Source organism: Deltaproteobacteria bacterium, from assembly GCA_013151235.1.
Taxonomy (GTDB): Bacteria; CG2-30-53-67; CG2-30-53-67; order CG2-30-53-67; family CG2-30-53-67; genus JAADIO01.
In genome coordinates this window covers 1-20,374 of the sequence record JAADIO010000029.1, presented here as the reverse complement: position 1 = coordinate 20,374, position 20,374 = coordinate 1, and the positions used below count along the sequence as shown (strand labels likewise).

At 52.9% G+C, this 20,374-nt stretch carries 11 protein-coding genes, 1 pseudogene and 1 riboswitch; of the genes and pseudogenes, 3 read left to right on the top strand and 9 right to left on the bottom strand.

The annotated features are described in order from the left end of the window. Nucleotides 1–565 precede the first annotated feature (565 nt). The 9 genes and pseudogenes from GXP58_05535 to GXP58_05495 form a co-directional block, all read right to left on the bottom strand. Nucleotides 566–1,930: a sigma-54-dependent Fis family transcriptional regulator gene (locus GXP58_05535; GenBank protein NOY53068.1), complete on the bottom strand. Its 1,365-nt coding sequence runs from the start codon at nucleotides 1,928–1,930 to the stop codon at nucleotides 566–568. Between the two features lie 24 nt (nucleotides 1,931–1,954). Next, the gene (locus tag GXP58_05530; protein ID NOY53067.1) at nucleotides 1,955–4,081 is read right to left on the bottom strand and encodes a PAS domain-containing protein; all 2,127 of its coding nucleotides are present in this window, start codon (nucleotides 4,079–4,081) and stop codon (nucleotides 1,955–1,957) included. A 109-nt stretch (nucleotides 4,082–4,190) separates the two neighbouring features. Further along, nucleotides 4,191–5,705 carry an Rne/Rng family ribonuclease gene (locus tag GXP58_05525; GenBank protein ID NOY53066.1) on the bottom strand — a complete coding sequence of 505 codons (1,515 nt, stop codon included), beginning with the start codon at nucleotides 5,703–5,705 and terminating at the stop codon, nucleotides 4,191–4,193. A gap of 59 nt (nucleotides 5,706–5,764) precedes the next feature. Further along, nucleotides 5,765–8,332 (bottom strand): TIGR03960 family B12-binding radical SAM protein, encoded by a 2,568-nt coding sequence (locus GXP58_05520; GenBank protein ID NOY53065.1) that lies wholly within the window; start codon nucleotides 8,330–8,332, stop codon nucleotides 5,765–5,767. Between the two features lie 140 nt (nucleotides 8,333–8,472). Beyond that, nucleotides 8,473–9,966 (bottom strand): annotated as a pseudogene (locus GXP58_05515) (MFS transporter). A 9-nt stretch (nucleotides 9,967–9,975) separates the two neighbouring features. After that, nucleotides 9,976–12,057 (bottom strand): PEP-CTERM system histidine kinase PrsK, encoded by a 2,082-nt coding sequence (gene prsK / locus GXP58_05510; protein ID NOY53064.1) that lies wholly within the window; start codon nucleotides 12,055–12,057, stop codon nucleotides 9,976–9,978. Next, a complete protein-coding gene (locus GXP58_05505) occupies nucleotides 12,054–12,923 on the bottom strand; it encodes a DUF3473 domain-containing protein (GenBank protein NOY53063.1) in 870 nt (289 codons plus the stop codon). Before GXP58_05505 ends, prsK begins: the two co-directional genes overlap by 4 nt. A gap of 99 nt (nucleotides 12,924–13,022) precedes the next feature. Beyond that, entirely contained in the window at nucleotides 13,023–13,562 is a 540-nt protein-coding gene (locus GXP58_05500; protein NOY53062.1) for a hypothetical protein, read from the bottom strand. A gap of 15 nt (nucleotides 13,563–13,577) precedes the next feature. Further along, the gene (locus GXP58_05495; GenBank protein NOY53061.1) at nucleotides 13,578–14,483 is read right to left on the bottom strand and encodes a hypothetical protein; all 906 of its coding nucleotides are present in this window, start codon (nucleotides 14,481–14,483) and stop codon (nucleotides 13,578–13,580) included. Nucleotides 14,484–15,044: 561 nt separating this feature from the next. Next, nucleotides 15,045–15,189: riboswitch (cyclic di-GMP riboswitch) on the top strand. Between the two features lie 42 nt (nucleotides 15,190–15,231). Here GXP58_05495 and GXP58_05490 point away from each other — a divergent pair. From GXP58_05490 to GXP58_05480, 3 genes are all read left to right on the top strand, one after another. Next, complete coding sequence (locus tag GXP58_05490) at nucleotides 15,232–17,814, top strand: PKD domain-containing protein (GenBank protein ID NOY53060.1); 2,583 nt, start codon at nucleotides 15,232–15,234, stop codon at nucleotides 17,812–17,814. Nucleotides 17,815–17,857: 43 nt separating this feature from the next. Continuing rightward, entirely contained in the window at nucleotides 17,858–18,235 is a 378-nt protein-coding gene (locus GXP58_05485; GenBank protein ID NOY53059.1) for a hypothetical protein, read from the top strand. A gap of 66 nt (nucleotides 18,236–18,301) precedes the next feature. After that, nucleotides 18,302–20,125 (top strand): hypothetical protein, encoded by a 1,824-nt coding sequence (locus tag GXP58_05480; GenBank protein ID NOY53058.1) that lies wholly within the window; start codon nucleotides 18,302–18,304, stop codon nucleotides 20,123–20,125. Nucleotides 20,126–20,374 lie beyond the last annotated feature (249 nt).

Genomic DNA, 20,374 nt, shown 5'->3' with positions numbered 1-20,374 from the left:
GGGTTTTTCCTATGCTCCCCCGTAGGGGGAGAGTAACCCCTTCACGCAGCCGAGCATCGCAGAAAGGTCGGGAAAAAGGGCGAGATCGTGTGGTTCGACTGAGCTCACCATGCCCGGGAATCCAACGAGATAGACCGTTCAGGGGCGACCACGCGAAGCGTGTTATCGAGCCCCCCGGCCTTTCGAGAAGCGCAGGGGAGTCCCGCGAATCCGCGAATGCGGGACCGAGTGATCGGGCGTCTTTTCTTTTGGTTCGTTTTCTTTGGACGAGCAAAGAAAATGAACGAAAACAATGAGTTAAGCAACTTTGGAAGGATGAAATGTTATCCTGAGAGCAAATGACGGCTGGAGGTGTGTGGAGAAAAAGCTAAGGCAGAAAAGAAAGAATGCTTGACAACAATAAACCAGGCAAAAAGCATTCACCATGGGGAACTCGGGGGGCACGGGGAAAGGGAAAAGAGTAACAGGCAGTTCGTGAAGGGGGGATAGGGGGGACTTAAAAAAAGTCAAGATCAAAAACAGGAATCAGTCGCAGAGGCCGAAGAGAAAAATCAAAAAGGTTGTGTCAAAGACCGAACTTTTCCATCTTGTAGCGCAAAATTTTGCGGGTAATTCCTAACAGATCGGCGGCTTTTGTCTGAATGCCTCCGGATTGGATCAAGGCTTTCTGCAGATAGGCCTTTTCCAGTTCTTCCACGACCTGTGTCAGTGAAATCCCCTCCTTCGGGATCCGAACCTCCTCACGGTGGCCCGAGGAACGACTTTGCTGATCGGGGAAGCTGAAAGAACGGGGGGAAAGGGTGTCGGATCGGCTGAGGACGATGGCCCGTTCGATCATATTTTGCAGTTCCCGGATATTTCCGGGCCAGTCGTAATGGATGAACTGCTCCATCGCTTCGGAGGTAATATTCTTTTCCCCCCGGTTCATTTCTTTCGCATATTTGTCCATGAAAAAATGGACGAGAAGCGGGATATCCTCGCGCCGTTCCCGGAGGGGCGGGATTTCAATAGGAACGACATTGATCCGGTAGTAGAGATCTTCCCGGAAGCGTCCTTCCCGCATCCGTTGTTCAAGATTGGTGTTGGTGGCGGCAATAACACGAACATCGACCTGAAGGGTTCGGGTCCCGCCGAGATGCTCCAGTTCTCCGTTTTGGAGGACCCGCAGAAGTTTGACCTGGAGTGCTGCGTCCATATCTCCGATCTCGTCGAGGAAGAGGGTCCCGCCGTCGGCCAGCTCAAAGCGGCCCGGTTTCTGGCGGTCTGCACCGGTGAAGGCCCCTTTCTCGTAGCCGAAGAGTTCCGATTCCAGCAGGGTGCCGGGAATGGCGCCGCAGTTGAGCTTGATGAAGGGGGTAGAGGCCCGGTCGCTGTGACAGTGAATGGATCCTGCGATCAGGTCCTTGCCGGTCCCGCTTTCCCCCCGGATCATGATGGTGCTCTTGGTCGGGGCGATCTGTGTAATCAGATTGAAGATTCGCTGCATGCCGGGGCTCTTCCCGATGATGTTATCGAAGCGGTATTTGGACTGTAGCTCGGAGCGGAGTTGCACGATCTCCCGGGAAAGCTTCCGGTATTCCAGCGCCTTTCGGGTAATGACCTCCATCTCGGCGATGTCGAAGGGCTTTAGTATATAGTCGAAGGCACCGGCTTTCATGGCATCCACGGCGGTCTGTACGGTTCCGTAGGCGGTCATGATAATAACGGGGACCTGGTCGTCGATCTTTTTCATCTCTTCCAGTACATCCATCCCCGACATGCCGGGCATTTTCATGTCGGTAATGACGAGGGCGGGAAGCCGGCTTCGGGCCAGATCCACACCTTCCATTCCGGTTCCGGCCGTCCGGACCCGGCAGCCGATTCCTTCGAGGGCAAGCTGCAGGATGCGGTGCATTTTCTTCTCATCGTCGATCACCAGTATTTCTTCCATCTTTTCGATACCTTTCCGGAAAAACTAACTTGCGGGATGGTTTTCCACCGCCGGAATATTCTGGACGGGGAAACGGAGGGTGAAACAGCTTCCCTTTCCCTCTTCGCCGGTTAAAAAGATCTTGCCATGATGATTTTCCACAATCTGGCTGACGACGGAAAGGCCCAGGCCGGTTCCGCCTTCCCGGGTTGTGAAAAACGGATTAAAGACCTTCTTCCGATCATGTTCGGGGATCCCGATCCCCGTATCGGAGAAACGGACCTGAATCTGTCCTTCCTCAGGAAGAAAACGACTTTCAATGGTTATGGTGTCTCCCCGGTCGGTTGCCTGCAGGGCATTCAGCAGGAGGTTCAGGAAGATCTGGTGCATCTGGTGTTCGTCGGCCAGAATCGGAGGCAGTCCCGGTTCCAGCCGTTCTTTGATGCGGGTCTTCTGCTCGTCGATCTGCAGAGCAACCATCTGGAGGGTATTCCGGATCAGTTCGTTGATATTCTGTGGTTTGAAGAGGGGAGGTTTCGGGCGGGCGAATTCCAGAAAGTCGCTGATGACTTCGTTCAGGCGGTCCACCTCTTCGAGAATGACTGAAGTCAGTTCCTCCGTTTTTGCACTTTGGGAAAAGGATTCCTTCCGGAGCAGACCCGCCGCTCCTTTGATGATCCCGAGAGGATTCCGAATTTCATGGGCAATGCCGGCGGAGAGTTCTCCGAGGGCTGCCAGCCGGTCTTGCCGCCGGATATGTTCCTTGAGTACCTGAATCTCCGTCAGGTCCCGGACCAGAAGAACGAGGCCGCCCCCTTTTCCGGAGGAGGAGTCGCTGCTTTCTTCGAGGAGGGAGAGACTCAATTCAATGGGAATTGTTTTCCCGTCCTCCCGGTGCAGCTCCGTTTCGATCCCTTCCTTCATCCGGCGATGGTCGAGGCTGTCCCGGATCAGCTTTTGAAGTTTGGGGTCTTGATGAAAGACCTCCGAAAAGGTCCGACCCACGATGGATTCCTGCGGCAGGTTGAGAATCTGTTCGGCGGCCCGGTTCACCCGAACAATCCGGTTGAGCGGGTCGATCGTGATAACACCGTTTAAAAGGCTTTTCAGGATGTTCTCAGTATAGTTCCGGTTTTCGACCAACTGGGCGATCGTTTCCCTGAGGCGGTCGGTCATCCGGTTGAAGGAATCCGCCAGAATGCCGATTTCATCTTTGCTGTGGATGTGAATCTTCTGGTTATAATCGCCTGCGCTGATCGCCCGGACCCCCTGGGAGAAACGAAGAATCGGCCAGGAGATCCCGGTTGCCACTGCGGAGCCGGTGATGACCGACAAGGCCAGACCGAGGAGGATAAGGATGTAGTAAAATCGGGCGGAGGAAAGTTTCCCGCCCAGTGTTTCCGACGCGGGAATTCCGTTGAACAGGAGGAGGGAGACCTTTCCGTCTGCATCGGGCAGTGGGGTCAGGAGGGCATAGTAGTCGTGGCGGTTTCCCCCCCTGTGCAGCGCAGCGTTCCGAATGAAGGCCTGCCGTTTTTCCTTCACCACACGCTGGAGAGTCGTCTCATCGAGATCGAGCCGGTCTTTCGAGCCAAGCGAACGGTAGGAACCGGCGGCATCTTTTTTCAGCAGAATCGATTCAACACCGGTCATGCTTTTCAGATTGTTGAGAAACTCCTGGTTAAGGGTATAGCCGGTCATGATGGTGCCGATCGGTTTCCCCTTGTCCGATACCGGAAGAAGATAGACCAGCAGGGGCCAGCCCGCCTTGCCGGTTTTGTTCCTGATCAGGGTCATCCCCTTTTCGGGATGAAGAGGGCGGGGAAGATGGATGTCGGCGCTGGAGAAGATCATCTTTCCCCGGGCATTGTAGAGCAGGACTTTCAGGGGAGTGTCGAACCAGAGGAACTTGATGTTCACCCCCCCCTGGATGGCCTGGCGCAACCGGGGATCATCGGCGAAAGACTTGGCCACTCCCGCGAGTTCGGTTTTTTTCTGGGCCAGGAGGTAGACCGCGGATTTCCCCGCGTAATTGATCCGTTCCTCAATCCCTTTTTCCAGCCTGACCGATGCGATCTTAATGCCGACATAGGTCGCGATCAGCATGGGAAAGACCCCGATCAGGATGAAGGCCACGATCAGTTTCTTCCTTATGGAGAAACCTTTGATCATTGTTGAGCGTCTTTTGAAAGTTGATCTGTTTCCGGGATCCGATTGTATTGAAAAGTTCCACGGGTGTCAAACCAGCGGCTTTCCCTGTCCGGATGTGCCTTTCGGGAAATCAGTTGGTCAGCATCACTTCAAACTGTTCCTGATGAAATTCCGCTTCACTCTTGATGATGATCCGTTTCTTGTACCGGTTTTCCAGTTCTTCCACACCGCGGCGTTCCTCGTCGTAAAGCATGTCGGCGACATCGACCTGGGCGATGATCAGGATCTTTTTCTCTTTGGTCAGCGGGGCGATCCGGCGGACTTCCCGGAAGATGTCGTAACAGACGGTGGTCTTCGACTTGATGAAACCCTCTCCTTCACAGTAACTGCAGGGTTCCATAAGAATCCTGCCGAGATTTTCCCGGACTCGTTTCCGGGTCATCTGGACCAGGCCGAGTTCCGAGATCTCGTAGATGGTGGTCTTGGCCCGGTCATTTTGGAGGGCTTTTTCGAGGGTGTTAAACAGGATCTGCTGATTTTTCTTTTCCTCCATATCGATGAAGTCGATGATAATGATTCCGCCGATATTCCTGAGCCGCAGTTGGTAGGCAATTTCCCGGGCGGCTTCGAGGTTGGTTTTAAAGATCGTATCCTCCAGGTTTCGTTTCCCCACATAGCGTCCGGTGTTGACATCGATGGTGACCAGCGCCTCAGTCTGGTCAATGACGATATAGCCGCCGGATTTCAGCCAGACCCGGCGTTTCAGCGAACGGGAAATCTCCACTTCCACTCCATAGGCATCGAAGATTGGTTCCGGTTCGTTGTAGAGTTCGATTTTTTCCTTCAGGTTCGGAAGGAAGTTGGTGACGAATTCCTTGACCCGGCGGTATTCCGTCGGAGAATCGATGACCATGCGGTCGATCTCCGTGGTGAAGAGATCACGGATGACCCGGAAGGTCAGATCAAGATCGCTGTGCAGAAGGCAGGGGGCGGAGGCGAGTTCCGCCTTTTTCTGGATGTTGACCCAGAGCCGATTGAGGAACTGTTTGTCCGCCCGGAACTCCTCTTCGGTTTTTCCTTCACTGACGGTCCGGACGATGTACCCCTCTTCGGGTTCTTTCATTTTCAGAATGGTATCCTTGAGTCGTTTTCGTTCTTCTTCGTTTTCGATCTTCCGGGAAATTCCGACGTGGTCCACCGAGGGCATATAGACAAGATACCGGCCGGGCAGGGAGATGTAGGAGGTGACCCGGGCTCCTTTGGAACCGATCGGCTCCTTGGAGATCTGAACGATGATCTCCTGTCCCTCCCGAAGCAGGTCTTCAATCGGGGCTTTATACTCAATCCGGGAGACTTCGCCCTCGATGTCGTCCTCTTCGTATTCCGAATCGGTCATCATCTGCGGAAAGAGTTCAAGGTGATTGTAGATATCCGAGACGTAGAGGAAAGCGGATTTTTCCAGACCGATATCGACGAAGGCCGCCTGCATCCCGGGAAGGACCTTGATCACCCGGCCCTTGTAGGCGTTGCCGACGACTCCCCGTTCTTTCTTTCGGTCGATATAGATCTCCATGACATTATTGTTCTCGATCATGGCGACCCGGGTTTCGTGCATGGTGGAGTTGACGATCAATTCGGTGGTCACGAGACGCTCCCTCAGAAATGCCGGCTTCCCGGCCGGCTTCCGTTGCCCCAAAATCGAATTCAGGCCGGTTGCACCAGCCGTTCCTCAAAGGGGCTTGACTTTTCCCGGTCCGTAAAAAGCCCGGTCCGCAGAATTCGGATTCTTTGAAGGTTCTCCTCTGAAAGGTCAAAGAGTGCCCGAAGGAGTTCATCGGGCCGCAGCCCTCCCTGGTCGCCCGTCCGGATCAGCGTAACAAGGGAAAAGCTGTTGTCCGTCTCCGTTACAACTTTCAGGGAGCCGATCATCGGCTTCAGATCAAAACGTTTTTCTTTTCTCTTCCGCCGCCGGGTGAAGGGGATCTCCGTCCGGTCGAGGAAGTCCTGAACTTTCCTCCGGGGGTCAAGGGGGACGAGATCTTTCGGGAGTTCCATCCGGTATTCTCCGAAACGAATGATGGAAGAGATGGCCGGTGCCTGATGAGGAATCCAGTTGACGCCCGTGATCCTGATCCCTTCCGGAAGGACCCGGTTCAACCGTTCGGATAGTGGTTCTTCGAAGAGGGTTCCTTCCACATTGACGTCAAAATATTCGGTATTGCCCTCCACGCCGACCGGGAGAGCCGGCCCCATGGCGATTTTCGGATGGGGATGAAACCCCTTCGAATATTCGAGGGAAATCGCCGCACGGGCGAAGGAGCGGAGAATGACGCTGATCATCTCCAGGTGAGAGAGGAACCGGAGCCGCCCTTTCCGGGAATAGCGAACCCGGAACCGTTTAACGGAAATACGACCCTTCCGGCTCGACAGGGTGCTGCGGGGGTTCTTTTCTTCCGGCGGTTCGGCAAAGACGTTCCGGATCTCTTTTGTGCAGACACCGCAAAGACTGCATGTTCCTTTCCGGCAATCGGGAGTCAGCTCCGTCCGGAGGGCCCGGTTGAATTCTTCCTTCAGAAAGTCCCTGGAGATCCCCGTATCGATCAGGTCCCAGGGAAGCACTTCTTCACAGGCCCGGTTTCGGTAGAGGTAGAAGGCGGGGTCAATCCCTTCTTTCCTGAAGGCGGACTCCCATTTGGCCGGATCAAACTCCTCCGTCCATCCATCGAAGCGGCATCCTTCCTCCCATGCCGCCTGCAGGACACGACCGATTCTCCGGTCTCCCCGGGAGATAATCCCTTCGAGCATACTGATTTCCGGGTCATGCCACTTGATCTGGATCTTCCGGTTTTTCAGATGCTTCTTCAAGAATTCGTATTTTTTGTTGATCTCATCAGGGCTGTCCTGCACAGACCACTGGAAAGGCGTATGCGGCTTCGGAACGAAAGGGGAGAGGCTGACGCTGATCCGTTTCAGTTTCGGGTTGGCGATACGCGCGACCTTCAACGCCCGATGGACCAGGTCGACGATTCCCTGCAGGTCTTCTCCCGTCTCCGTAGGCAGGCCGATCATGAAATAGAGTTTAATCGATTCCCACCCGGCCTCAAAGACCTTCCGGAGGGTGTCGAAGATCTCTTCTTCTCCGATTCCCTTGTTGATTACGTCCCGCAACCGCTGAGTCCCGGCTTCCGGAGCGATGGTAAAACCGGTCTTCCGGACCTTTCGGATCGCTTCAATAATACCTGCGGTCAGGGTCCCCGGGCGGAGAGAGGGAAGGGAAACCCCGATGTGCCGTTCCTCGGCGAAACGCAGGACCGAATCGACCAGCTGGGGAAGGGCGGTATAATCACCGCTCGAAAGAGAAGTGAGAGAGGCCTCTTCATGTCCCGTACTCTCCACCGATCTTTCCAGAATATCAAGAAGGGTGCCGATCTTCCGTTCCCGGACGGGACGGTAGATCATCCCGGCCTGGCAGAAACGGCATCCCTGTGTGCATCCCCTGGAGATCTCAAGGGCGACCCGGTCATGGACGGTTTTCATGTAGGGAAGGATCGGAGCGCAGGGATAAGGTGTTGCGTTCAGGTCGGTGACAAGCCGTTTGTGAATCCGGTCTTTCCCCCCCGTGACATTCCGAATCTCGGCAATCCGCCCATCGTTGTGATAGGTGATCGAAAAATGGGCCGGGACATAGATCCCCTCCAGCCGGGCGAGTTCCTGCAGAAGCTTCGACCTTGTGCCGACCCGGTATGTTCGGAAAACCTCGATGATCTCGTGGAGGACTTCCTCTCCGTCGCCGATGACGAAGAGATCGAAAAAATCGGACAAAGGTTCGGGATTGAAGGCGCAGGGACCTCCCCCGACGATCAGGGGGTGGCGTTCATCCCGTTCGGTAGCCCGAAGGGGAAGCCCCGCCAGGTCGAGCATATTCAGGATATTGGTATAGCTCATTTCGTACTGGAGGGTGAAACCGATCAGGTCAAACTCGGCCGGCGATGTCGAGGATTCAAGGGTGGTCAGCGGCCTGCCTTCGCTCCGAAGGACTGTCTCCATATCCTTCCAGGGGGCATAGACCCGTTCGGCCAGGGTATCCTCCCTACGGTTCAGAATGTCATAAAGGATTTTCAACCCCAGGTGGGACATGCCGATCTCGTAAGTGTCGGGAAAAGCGAGGGCGATTTTCACCTCGACTTCGTGTGGATTCTTATGGATTGTGTTGATCTCCCGACCGATATAGCGCGACGGTCTGGAAACACGATCGATCATCTCTTCGTTCATCGTTGAATCACCCGATACAGGTTTGAAAAAAAGAATTGTTAAATTACCATTTTCGGCGGTTTTCTTCAATGAAAATTCCGGGAAACATTTTCTCCGTTGTGGGCGGCTTTCGAACCGGCCGGATGAAGGGACAAGAGGAGCAGGGCGGTCAGAAGGTAGCCGGCACAGAGCCGGTAGGGTACGGCCGAAGCGATGTGCCAGGGAAGAAAGATCTCTCCGTCGGAAAGGGGGGAGTGAATGATTCCGAAGAGGGAACAGAGACCCGCGAGGGTGAAGTAGAAAGCCGCTGTCTTGAGCTTTTTGTCGATGATGTGGGCAACGGCTCCACCCCACAGAAGCGAAGAGAGAATAAATCCGTTTCCCAGGACCAGAATACTTTGATAGGTTACGGCGGCATGACCCGTCAGGTCGGCCGCTGTTTTTCCGATGTTGGAGAGCAGGTTCGCCATTTCGATGGAGAGGAGGTTGGCGATGACCGGGAGAAAGGCGATTGCCACCGCCCGGGCATGGCGGGAAGGGGTCGCCTCAAATGCCTGAGCGGTAATTTCCAGGCCGATAAAGATGAGGATCGGGGCGACGGCGGCCTCGGGAAGAAGGTCGACGAAAAAGGAGAGATAGCCGAACATGCCGCCTAATCCGATAAAGAGTGCCGTGGCCAGGGTATAGCCGGCCCGCCCGCCCATCTCCTTGTAGGCGGGGTGACCGATGTAAGGGGTACTCTGGATGACGCCGCCGCAGAGACCGGAGAGGATGGTGCCGATGCCGTCGGCAAAGAGGAGGGTCCGGCTGCTGTATTCATCACCGGCCGCTGCCGCGGACTCGGTAACATCGATGCCGCCCACCACAATTGCAATCGCAAAGGGAATGGCCACGGGAAGATAGCGCAGGGCCGCCGACAGTCCTCCCAGAAATCCAAGGCTCGGCCAGGGGAAACGGAAACTCAAGTGGAGTTCCGACACGGGTGCCGGGGCCATGGCGGCAAGCCCCGTCCATTGCAGGAGATAGTAAAGAAGGCTTCCCGCAAGAACGGCGGCCAGGGCACCCGGTATGCGCAGCGGAAACCGGATCTTTGCGATCAGGGTCATCAGGATGATCCCGAGGGAGACGAAGCCGACGACGGGATCGGCGAAGACCTTCAGCGCGGGCAGAAAGGCGATCAGCATCAGGGCGACGGCGGCGATGGACCCCAAAAGTCCCGCACGGGGGACCACGCGGCGGATAGCCGGACCGAACCCGGCACCGATGACTTTGATGAGTCCCATGAGAATAATGACGGACATAGCGATCTTCCAGACCAGAATCGGGTCTTTGAACTTTAGGTAGGCCGGGCCGATGATTCCGAAGGCGAGACCGAAGGTGGAAGGGGTATCAAGCCCCAGGGGCATGGCGGTCACGTCGCTTCGTCCCGTTTCTCGGGCGAGACGGAAGGCCAGGTAGCTATAGAAAAGATCACCCGCCAGGACGCCGACGGCCGTGCCGGGAATCATGCGGTACAGGACGAGTTCCCGGGGAAAGCCGAAGACCCCGATCAGGATGCCGGCCATGATGACCAGGTCGGACATGTTGTCGATCATGAGGCCGAAAAAGGCGTTGATATCTCCGACCTGCATCCATCGATAGCCTGATCCTGTCATGGGATGCTCCTATGCAATGGGAAAACTCAGGATAAATTGAGAGCCCCGTTGCGGCAGGCTGTGGACTTCAATCTTTCCGCCGTGGGCTTCCATAATGGTCTTGCATTGGAAAAGACCGATTCCCAATCCCTTCTTCTTTGTCGAGCGATAGGGCTTGAAGAGTTCCTGGGTGATAAACTCGTCCGACATTCCTTCTCCATCGTCCAGGACCTCGGCTCGGACATAGCCGTCGCTGTCGTAAGAGGAGATCTCGATCCTTCCCCTGCCGTTCGGCAGTGCCTGGACGGCGTTCAGAATCAGATTGACCAGGACCTTTTTCACATATTCGCCATCCGCCTGGATCAGGGGGAGTTCATTCAGTTCCGTGTGCAGTTCCACATTCCGCAGGTTGTCTACACGGGAACTCTCTATGGCTTCCCGAATCAACCGGTTGATGTTGACCGGTTCCTTGTGGATCACCAGTTCCTTCGGAAGTGTGGAGAGTTTCTCGATGAGGGTCTGCATTTTCTCGATGGTATTCACCAATGTTGAGAGGAGGTCCATCTGGAAAGCGGGATTGGCAATGTTCCGCTTGGCATTCTGCAGGGCCAGCGACAGGGAAGAGACCAGGTTTTTCAGATCATGAACCAGGAAGGAGGAGATCTTGTTGAAGGACTCTTCTTCCTTGGTCCGGCCGATCTCCTCGATTAACTGGGCGCTGATAATGGCGCCGGCGGCCTGATCCGCGATCATGGTCAGGAGCTCCCCGTCCTCATCCGTATAGTCGGTTCCTTTCATCGTGGGGCCTAATGTGATCATCCCGACCAGCCGTTTGCCCAGTTTGAGCGGAACGATCATCGAGATCTGGTATCGCTGGAAGAAATCCTTCATTGCTTCTGCGGTCTTCCTTCCTCGTGACGATTGTGTGGTAAAGGGGGTGCCGGTACGGAGCAGGGAGGCCACCAGCGGGGATTCCCTGCGGACGAATTGGGCCTTCCTGGGAAGGTTGCGGCTGGTGGTAAATGTCAGAATCCCCGTCTTTTCATTAAAGAGCCAGAGGGAGAGCTGGTTGATCCAAAGGGTTTCGGAGATCATTTCGATGACCCCTTCGAGGAGTTGGGGAAGGTCCCGGGCGGCAATGATCTTCCGGGTGAATTCCTTCCATTCCTCTCGGTAGTCATACTGGTAACGGTAGAAGTGGGTGTGGATGAAATGTTTGATCCGTCGTTGCAGGACGGGGGAGTAAAGGAGCATGGCGAAAAAAATAATGGTCAGGGCGACGAAGATAATCGTGATCAGCAGGTCCCATTGACTCCGCCGGGAACGGATGAAGAATCCAATCATTCCTGCAACGAAGAGATAAAGACCGATTCCGAAGGCCGCAACGGAAGTAAAAACGACCTGTCGGGAGATAAAGAGATCCGCCTGCAATAAACGATGTCGAACCATTGCAAAAAGGATCATCAACCAGCAGGCCGAAGCGACGACGGCGCCGGCGACCAGATAATCAATTGCGATGGAATGATACAGGAGAATCCTGCCGGCCAGAAAAAGGAGATACAGACTGCCGCAGGCAATTCCCAGGATGAGAAATTTGAGCCGGATCCGTTGATTTGTTGAGGCGGAGCGAAAGGTTTGCTCCATCTGAAAGAGAATGATCAACTGACAGAGGATGGTTGCGATGCCGAAGAGGGTTCCTGCCGGCCCGAAACGGAGTGCGATCCGGCCGTTAAGCAGTGTCTTTTCGGCCAGGAGTATCGGATGGAAGGAGAGGAGAAAAAAGAGTGCGGCCAGAAAAGCCGATACAGGTAATGCGATTCGTTGAATCCCGGGAAGGAGCGGTCGTTCAAAACGGACATGATGGAAAGAAAAGAGGACCGAGGTATAGAGCGTCAGCGAGAAAAGGGAGAGGACAATCCGCAGCGGCAAAAGAGTGAGAAAGGGGAGGAACCCGTTCCAGGAGAGGAACAGCCAGAGGATAATGAATGCATGCAACCCGGCCGTTTGCCCCAGCGTTTTCAATGCAATACTTTTCCGTTCACGCGTGAGCAGCAGCAAAGCCGTGACGGAAGTGATCAGCATGCAAAGGATCAACAGCGCTGTTACCATCATGTCGCGGTCCCCGTTGTCTCTGTATAGTCGTGGGAGAAGAGCACTTTTAGTAAACCGGAGACGGAAGTAAAGGTGAATTCCTGCAGGAGATGCTCGATCTTTCCTTCCATCCGGTTGAGGTTGTGATAGTGGCGGAAACGGGTTACAGCATTGACCGCCTGCCGTGGTTGTTCCGGGTCGATCTCCCATGGATGAAAATAGAGGATGAAAGGTTCTTTTTCCTTGCGGTTGATGTGTCGCAGCCCCCAACGAATAAGTGGGAAAGGGAAGAGACGGAGGTAGCCCCCTCCCGCGACCGGGATATTGCCGCCCATAATGCGTGCCGTCGAGAGGGGAAACTCCAGGATCCGGCCGTTTTTACGCCTGATCGTATAGGGAAAACGGGGACTGCCGGATATGCCGTAACGATCGTGATGGATCGGAAAGATACTGGAATCATATACGAACCCCTGTTCGATCAGGGCATCAAAGGCCCACATGTTTTCGCGTGTAATGGAATAGCTGGGGGCACGGTATCCGAGAATACCATGTCCGGTGATATCCTCCAGAGTCTTCCGGGATCTTTCAAGGTCTCCCGCGAAGTGATTCGGAGAGCTTTCATAGATCAGCCGGTGCTCATATCCGTGGGAGGCGATTTCGTGGCCTCGTGCATGGATCTCGCCGATCAGCGCCGGGTGACGCTCTGCGATCCAACCCAGGACAAAGAAGGTAGCATTTGTTTTATAGCGATCGAAGAGGTCCAGGATCCTGTGGAGGGGGTTGGCAAGGCGGCTTTCCAGTGCTGGCCATCTTCGCCGGTCGATCACCTGGTCAAAGGCGGATACCTGAAAATATTCTTCCACGTCGACGGAAAGGGCGTTTATCATCTTCTAACTCTATGATAATAATGAAGTTGCCGGGATTATTGCATAGTTTGCAGGCAGAGTCCAACGGAAAGATGTTGTTTTTCTGTTTACGTGTCAGGATCATTCCGTTTGTATATTGTCGATGTAAAGGGTTTGCTTTCTTTCGGGGTGGCTTATGAAAATAACGAGTTTTGTAATGTGTGCCGTTTCCAGGTGCCGTTTTCTCCCCGAAGTTACGAGAGTTTGCAACGGAACGGCAAGATGATTCATCCCGGGTGCGATATGGAAGGAGTGGTTGAAGCGGTCAATGTATGGCGGGTTGGCTCGGTCATCGATTCGAATCGTGATGCGGAGGGGATCCCTGCCGGGGTTGAAAAGATCGATGTGCAGGATGCTTGCTCCCGACCAGTCTGGGTTGAAACCGGAGAGAGTCAGGCCGGGATAGTCGGATGGATACAGCTCCATTTTGAGTGAATGTCTGCCTGACGTGGCATGTTCTCCGGAGAGGGAAAAGATCGTCCCGCACTTCCATTGCAGACTGTCCAGATCATCCCGGGATTCGAAATCATATTGCATGCCCGGCTTTTCTGAACGGCATGCCGCACAGAAAAGCAATAGCATCAAGAGCAATACCCCGAGGTTGAGAATCTTCTTGCTCACAACAACCTCCCTCCTTCACGGGATGAACTGAAACAGAACGATCTCCGGCGGCATGCCGAGGCGGAACGGAATCTCCGATGTTCCCACTCCACTGCTCACGTACAGGATCTTGCGACCTTCATGATAGAGACCGTACATGTGCTCCGGATCCGGTTTGAGGGCCAGTATCTTCCACAAAAAGCTTGGAAGACGGATCTGTCCCCCGTGTGTGTCGCCGGAAAGAACCAAAATATTTCTTGATGCCGGGATTTTTCGGAAAATAACCGAGGAGTGGGCCAGCATAATCGCCGGGATTTTCGGAGGGATTGATTGGAGTAACTTCTTCTTTCGCGCGTTGTCCGCCTTCCATCCGACGCCGGCCAGCATGAATGGTCTTCCATTCCTTCCTTTCAGAGGCCATAGCTTGTTCCGCAGAAACCTTACGTCATGGTCTTCGACGGGCAGACCGCTTTCCTTCCGGTGACAGTATTCACAGGAGCGGCGGGTACTGGAATAGTCGGCATCCCCCATTACGGCAAAGACCCCAAGTGGTGCATGGAGGTGAGATAAAAAGTCGAAGACCTCATCATAGTCCTTGTCGCTTCTGCTCCAGTCCACCAGGTCCCCTGTAAGGAGGATCAGGTCCGGCCGGATTTTCTGCAGGATGGCGAATATCTCTTTCGGGGTGATCGTTGAATTGCTGCCGAGGTGAAGATCACTCATCTGGATGATCCGTAGACCTCCAAGCACATCGGCCATATCCCGGTCCCGGATGGTTACTGTGACCGTACGTAACCTGTGCGGCTCAACGAAGAAGCCGTAAGAGAGTAACGACGCTAGAACCAGGATTGCGATAAGCCGGCCGATATGCAGACAGCGGGAGTGAAGATGCTCCTGCCGTTGGTCATAGCCTTCGACGGGGATGGGTTGTTCAGGCCTCATCTTATAGACCTCACGTTATTTGTCAGCCTGAATATTACGTGATTTTATTATACATGATCCGATTGGCCGGGAGGGATCTTTTGGTTTTCTGAATTTGCTTTATCCCCAAGGAATGTATCTTATCCGATACAGCTATTCAGGCGAATTGTACAAAAAAACATGCATTATTTGTTGACATTTAACGCCAGATGTTGTATGAACGTTTTTATAATTACACAACATATGGGAAACAAAGGGGTTTTGAGAACCTGAGCTTTGCGTGGTGTTATTGGCATTTGCCTTGCAGTACCTCCACGATCAAGGTGTCAAAAATTGACATTGACATTATTGACGAGTGAGGGTAATGTTTAAAATAGAACCACCGATAAAGGCAGTTCCGGTCGGAAGGCCGGGATCGCAGAGTTGTGAGGCCTTATCATTAAGGTCGGTCATGACCTCCCGAAGTGGTAAAATAGTGGGCGGCAGGATGCCCGAGGACTTTTACCCAGGATGCCTTTTTCGGTATGCTGGGTTTTTTTGTGGAGGAAATGAGGTGTAACATACTGATATAAAATAGTTTTCCTTTGCTCAGAGCAAACCGCGGGAAACCGCGGGACGCAGAGCCTCGGGACTAATGAAACGGTGATGGGTATGGGGTTGCCCTTGTTTTTCCAATTCCTATTTCCCGATTCCCCTTTTCTGTTTCTATGTCGGCCGGGTCGCCAGAGGAAGTTTTCCTGGCGGCCTTTTTTTGTGGTGAGGTAGATTTATGAAAGCTTTACGAATGGAGACAATCCGAAGTAAAAGCTTGATCTTTTTGATCCTTTGTTTTCTGGTGGTTTCTCTCCGACCAGGGTTTGCCGAGGCTTCCGTGACCGTTGCCTGGGATCAGACGACGACCAATGCCGATGGAACTGCCTGCAGCGATCTTGCCGGGTACAGGATTTATTATGATACGGACGGGTCCGGCGCTCCCTACAACGGTACAGGGCTTTCCCAGGGGAATTCTCCGATCTCGGTCCCGGTTGCATCCCTTTCCGACCCGGCGAATCCGGAGCTTACACTGAGCGGCCTGACCGCCGGCGTTACATACCATATTGCTGTTACATCCTACGATACAAGCGGGAATGAGAGCGGCTATTCCAATGAAGTGACTGCCACCGAGAGTGTAAATCACGCCCCTACGGCTTCGGCAGGAGCAGATCAAACGGTCACACAATCGCAATTAACGGGAGGGAGTATCCAGGTCAATCTGGATGGGAGCGGGAGCTCCGATCCGGACGGAGATAACCTGACTTATTCGTGGGTACAAGTCTCCGGCGGGGCGGTGAACCTGTTGGGCAGCACTGCGGCCACACCGTTCTTTTCGGCTACTTCGGCCCTTTCCGGTCAGACGCTGGTTTTCAAGCTGACCGTCAATGACGGGAAGGCGAGCAGTACGGATACGGTCCAGGTTGTCGTAGAGCAGGCGGCGTCTTCGGGCAATTCGCCGCCTACCGCCTCGGTAAGCGCCTCGCCGACGCAGGGACAGGTGTCTCTCTCCGTCCGGTTCTACGGCCTGGGGACGGATACGGACGGAACGATTGCTTCCTATGCCTGGAATTTTGGCGACGGAAGCAGCGGTTCAGGTTCTGCGCCCACGCATGTCTATCGTGTGGCCGGCACCTATACGGCGACGCTCACGATAACGGATAACCAGGGGGCCACCGCGACCGCCTCACAGTCGATCGTTGTCTCCGATCATCCGAATGTTCCGCCCTCCGTGACCATGACCGCGGACAAAACGACCGGTGTTGCCCCGTTGACTGTGGCATTTACGGCGAACGCATCGGACAGTGACGGGCAGGTCACCGGTTATGTCTGGGATTTCGGTGATCATTCCTCCGCCTATACGGCGAATCCTTCGCACACCTTTTCAGCGGCGGGCGGTTTTGCGGTCTCTCTCCGGGTTACCGATAATAATGGAGGGGAAACAACCGTCAGCAAGATGATCACCGTTTATGATTCACAGGCGGATCCGGATCATGACGGACTCTCCAACAGTCAGGAGCTTAAGTATGGATTGGATCCGAACCTTGCCGATTCGGACGGCGACGGAATATCGGATTTTGTTGAATGGGGGAACGGGGTCCGTCCTATCGATTCCGACGGTGACGGCACGATCGACGTCCTTGATCTCGACTCCGACAACGACGGAAAACCGGATGCCGTGGAAGGTATAGGCGACTCTGACAACGACGGCGCCCCCAACTATGTTGATATGAATGATACGGACGGTCCGAACGGTGATCAGGATGGCGACGGAATCAGCAATTCGACCGAGGTGACATATGGGTTGAACCCGAACCTTGCCGATTCCGACGGAGACGGGATTTCCGATCAGGCGGAATTTGACAAAGGGAAGACTCCCATCGATTCTGACGGTGACGGCACGATCGACGCCCTTGATCTTGATTCCGACAACGACGGGAAACCGGATGCCGTAGAGGGTACAGGCGACTCCGACAACGACGGCGCCCCCAACTATGTTGATATGAATGATACGGACGGTCCGAACGGTGATCAGGATGGCGACGGATTGACGAACATTGAAGAGACATCCATCGCTCTGAATCCCAACCTGACCGACAGCGACCAGGACGGAATCCCGGACAGTCAGGAGATCGGCAATATATCTTCTCCTCTGGATTCGGATGGAGACGGGATCATCGATGCGTTGGATACCGATTCGGACAATGACGGGATTCCGGACAGCCAGGAATTGAGCAATGACATTGATGGTGATGGGGTTCCGGATCGTCTGGACGCTACGCTGGTGACATTGGAAGGGAAGAAGGGAAAGATTGCGCTGAAGGTCTCCGCTTCGGCTGTCCGGATTGCCGAAGCCGTATTTATCAGCAGTCCTTCCGCTTATCTGTCGGAAAGTCTCCCGGCGGACTTTTCATACGGCGGATTTCAATATAAGATAGAAAACGTTGCTGTCGGAGGAAGCGTTACGGTCACGATCTACAGTCAGGCAAGCTTTCCTGCAGATGTGGAATACTGGAAGTATGATACGGGGAACGGTTTTACGGAGCTGAGTGCCGTCGTATCGGGTAACCGCCTGAGTTTCACTCTGACCGACGGCGGGACGGGAGATGCCGATAAGACGGCGAACGGTGTGATCGTGGACCCTGGGTTTGTCGGAGAGCCCCTCTCAAATTCATCCGGATCCTCCGGGGCTTCCGCTGGAAGTGGTGGAGGCGGTGGTGGTTGCGCCTTGTCCGGTCGGCCGGGGAACGGGGTGGATGGCCTGTTTCTGTTGCTTCCGGTGTTTGTTCTAATTGTGAGAATCCGATGCAGGAAACAATGAGAAAATACAGTTTTATGGTGATATGCAGATACGAATATGCGGGATGGAGGAAAATCAAGTGGTAAAATCAGTCCTTGCTTGTTTTGTTTTGTTGTTTCTATTCCCTTCTGTGGTGTGGAGTGCATCTAAAACCGTAACGATTACTTGGTCAATGGCGGACACCAGCAATCTTCAGGGATACAAGATGTACTATTCTTACAGCGCGGACATGAGCGGTAAAACGCTTGCGTGTGAGACCGGTGATGCGACAGCTACGACATTAGCATGTACAAATGTGGATATAACGCAGTACCCGGTCTACTTCACCATTTCGGCTGTGATGAGTGATGGGAGTGAGCGTACTTCTACGGCGGAAGAGAAAAAACTATCCACGATTCCTGCGGTTCCTCATAATGTTACTGTCGTAAGCAGCACACCCTGATTCGGGAGAAATAAATTCTGCAATAAGCGTTGTGATTGTTCTTTATCCATATGGTGGAGATTTAAGATGAGAAGAATAATAAGTTTTTGTGTATTAGTGTTTTTAGGCCTTACATCTATCGCTTATGCCGCGGCTCCTGTTTTGTTTTTTACTGACATGACAAATGGGCCGAGTAGTGGGCTGAATGATGGTTATGGGCAGGGTACCATTGTAACTCTTTGGGGTCGTAACCTTGGGAACAGTCAGGCTGCATCTACTTTGACAATAGGCGGTATCGCTCCGGCACATATTTATTACTGGAAAAACGCGGATGGGCGACTTCCGGGAGGTCCTGCTGATCTGTATACATACAGCAAAATGCAAGAAATAGCATTTTCTGTACCCGGTACGTTGACCAAGGGTACATATCAGATTCAGTTAAAGGTGAACGGTATTCTGTCGAATACATTGCCGTTTACCGTACGGTCGGGCTCCATATATTATGTCAGTGAAACAGGGAATAACTCCACTGGCGATGGTTCATGGGTACATCCATGGAAAACTGTCTCGAGATATACAAATGGTGCCAGTACGAAAATACAGCCGGGGGATATTGTATATGTGCTTGATGGAGTGCAGGAGATAAACTCCTATTCAAGTGGCCTTACCGGCATTCGCATTGACTATTTGGTCAGTGGTGCGATGAACCAGACGGCTTTTGCCGCTTATCCGAACAGCCGTTGTACTGCACAGGGAGACAATCAGGGAATTGATTCATATAAAGCCAAAGGGATTGTCATATCAAAGTATGTAATAAGAATAGGTAACTATGATGAACCGTCTGTAGGAGACACAACTATTCTTCATCCTGGAACAGCGAGAGGTATCAGGCCAACGGCATCTGGCAGGATAGTTGGTAATGAAATAACCGATATTCCCGGGAAATGTACTTCTGGCGAGCAAGGTGCAATCTCAACGAATTGTGCTTCTTATGATTATTTGTCGGATGCCAGGATCCTGGGGAATTATATACATGATTTCGGTTGTGATCAGACATCCAAGTTCCAACATACGGTATATCTTTCTATACGCAGCAACACGATTACGAATGTGAGTCCGTGGGAATTGGGTTGGAATGTTCTTAAGGACAATAAATCCAAGTATGGGTTGAACAACTATGATGAGACATATGGAACAACTTGTGGAAATTTTAGCGGTACCGTTAAAATCCATGATAATTATGTACTAAACCAACGAGGACCAGGGATCAACATTGGATCGCGTGCAGCAGATGGGAGTATCTGTTGGAGTGGCTCATTCGATGTTTATAACAACATTTTGCTCAATTCAGGAAAGGGGCCAAAAGATGAGGCGAATGCAGAAGAAGCTGCTATCAGGATAGGGGATCGTGGGATGTCAAGTACCATAAGGATATATAACAATACTATATATGCCTACGGTGATTCTTATGGTGGGGGTGGTGAAGCTGGTATATGGTTTTATACAACCAGCAACTATGGCCATGTTACCTGTTCCATAAAAAACAATATTATTGTTGATACACAGGGGTACGCATTCACTAATATTGATCCCGGCAAATATCCCCATGTATCTGGAGACCATAATTTATGGTTCAGCACTAAAGGTACCACTGCCAGCACCATTTCTTCCTGCTTTTTGAACAATATAACAGGGAGAAATCCAGCTTTTGTCGGTGTCCTGTCGGATAATTTTGATCTTTCTGCAGGATCTCCTGCAATTGATGTCGGTATGGATACAAGCGGAATTGTATTACATGATTTCAAAGGAGTCACAAGACCCCAAAACGGCTTGTTTGATATTGGTGCCTATGAATATGAGCAGGAGACACGTTCTGTGCCTGTGATTAAGAGTGTAATTCTGGCTAATTAGTCGTTCCTGAAAAAGTCGCTTCAAGCAGCAGTTGAAATCGGATTTCTCTGGTCGATACGACCCGGTTTCGTTTCTTGAAACGAAAATAGCCATCTGAAAATCGAAAACAAAAAAGCTCGGAGGAGCTTTCTCATATTAAAGCCGCATCCGGAATTGGTGATAACGTAAAATATTTTTCGCACATTCAAAAAGGACATGATAGCCTTCCATCTGGTTTATTTCAGTCCGCTAAAACAAAAACAACCAGAA

Bases quoted from the DNA above. Each gene is read 5' to 3' on its own strand.
- GXP58_05535 (NOY53068.1), bottom strand. From the start codon at position 1,930: ATGGAAGAAATACTGGTGATCGACGATGAGAAGAAAATGCACCGCATC.
- GXP58_05530 (NOY53067.1), bottom strand. From the start codon at position 4,081: ATGATCAAAGGTTTCTCCATAAGGAAGAAACTGATCGTGGCCTTCATC.
- GXP58_05520 (NOY53065.1), bottom strand. From the start codon at position 8,332: ATGAACGAAGAGATGATCGATCGTGTTTCCAGACCGTCGCGCTATATC.
- prsK (NOY53064.1), bottom strand. From the start codon at position 12,057: ATGATGGTAACAGCGCTGTTGATCCTTTGCATGCTGATCACTTCCGTC.
- GXP58_05505 (NOY53063.1), bottom strand. From the start codon at position 12,923: ATGATAAACGCCCTTTCCGTCGACGTGGAAGAATATTTTCAGGTATCC.
- GXP58_05495 (NOY53061.1), bottom strand. From the start codon at position 14,483: ATGAGGCCTGAACAACCCATCCCCGTCGAAGGCTATGACCAACGGCAG.
- GXP58_05490 (NOY53060.1), top strand. From the start codon at position 15,232: ATGAAAGCTTTACGAATGGAGACAATCCGAAGTAAAAGCTTGATCTTT.
- GXP58_05485 (NOY53059.1), top strand. From the start codon at position 17,858: ATGGAGGAAAATCAAGTGGTAAAATCAGTCCTTGCTTGTTTTGTTTTG.
- GXP58_05480 (NOY53058.1), top strand. From the start codon at position 18,302: ATGAGAAGAATAATAAGTTTTTGTGTATTAGTGTTTTTAGGCCTTACA.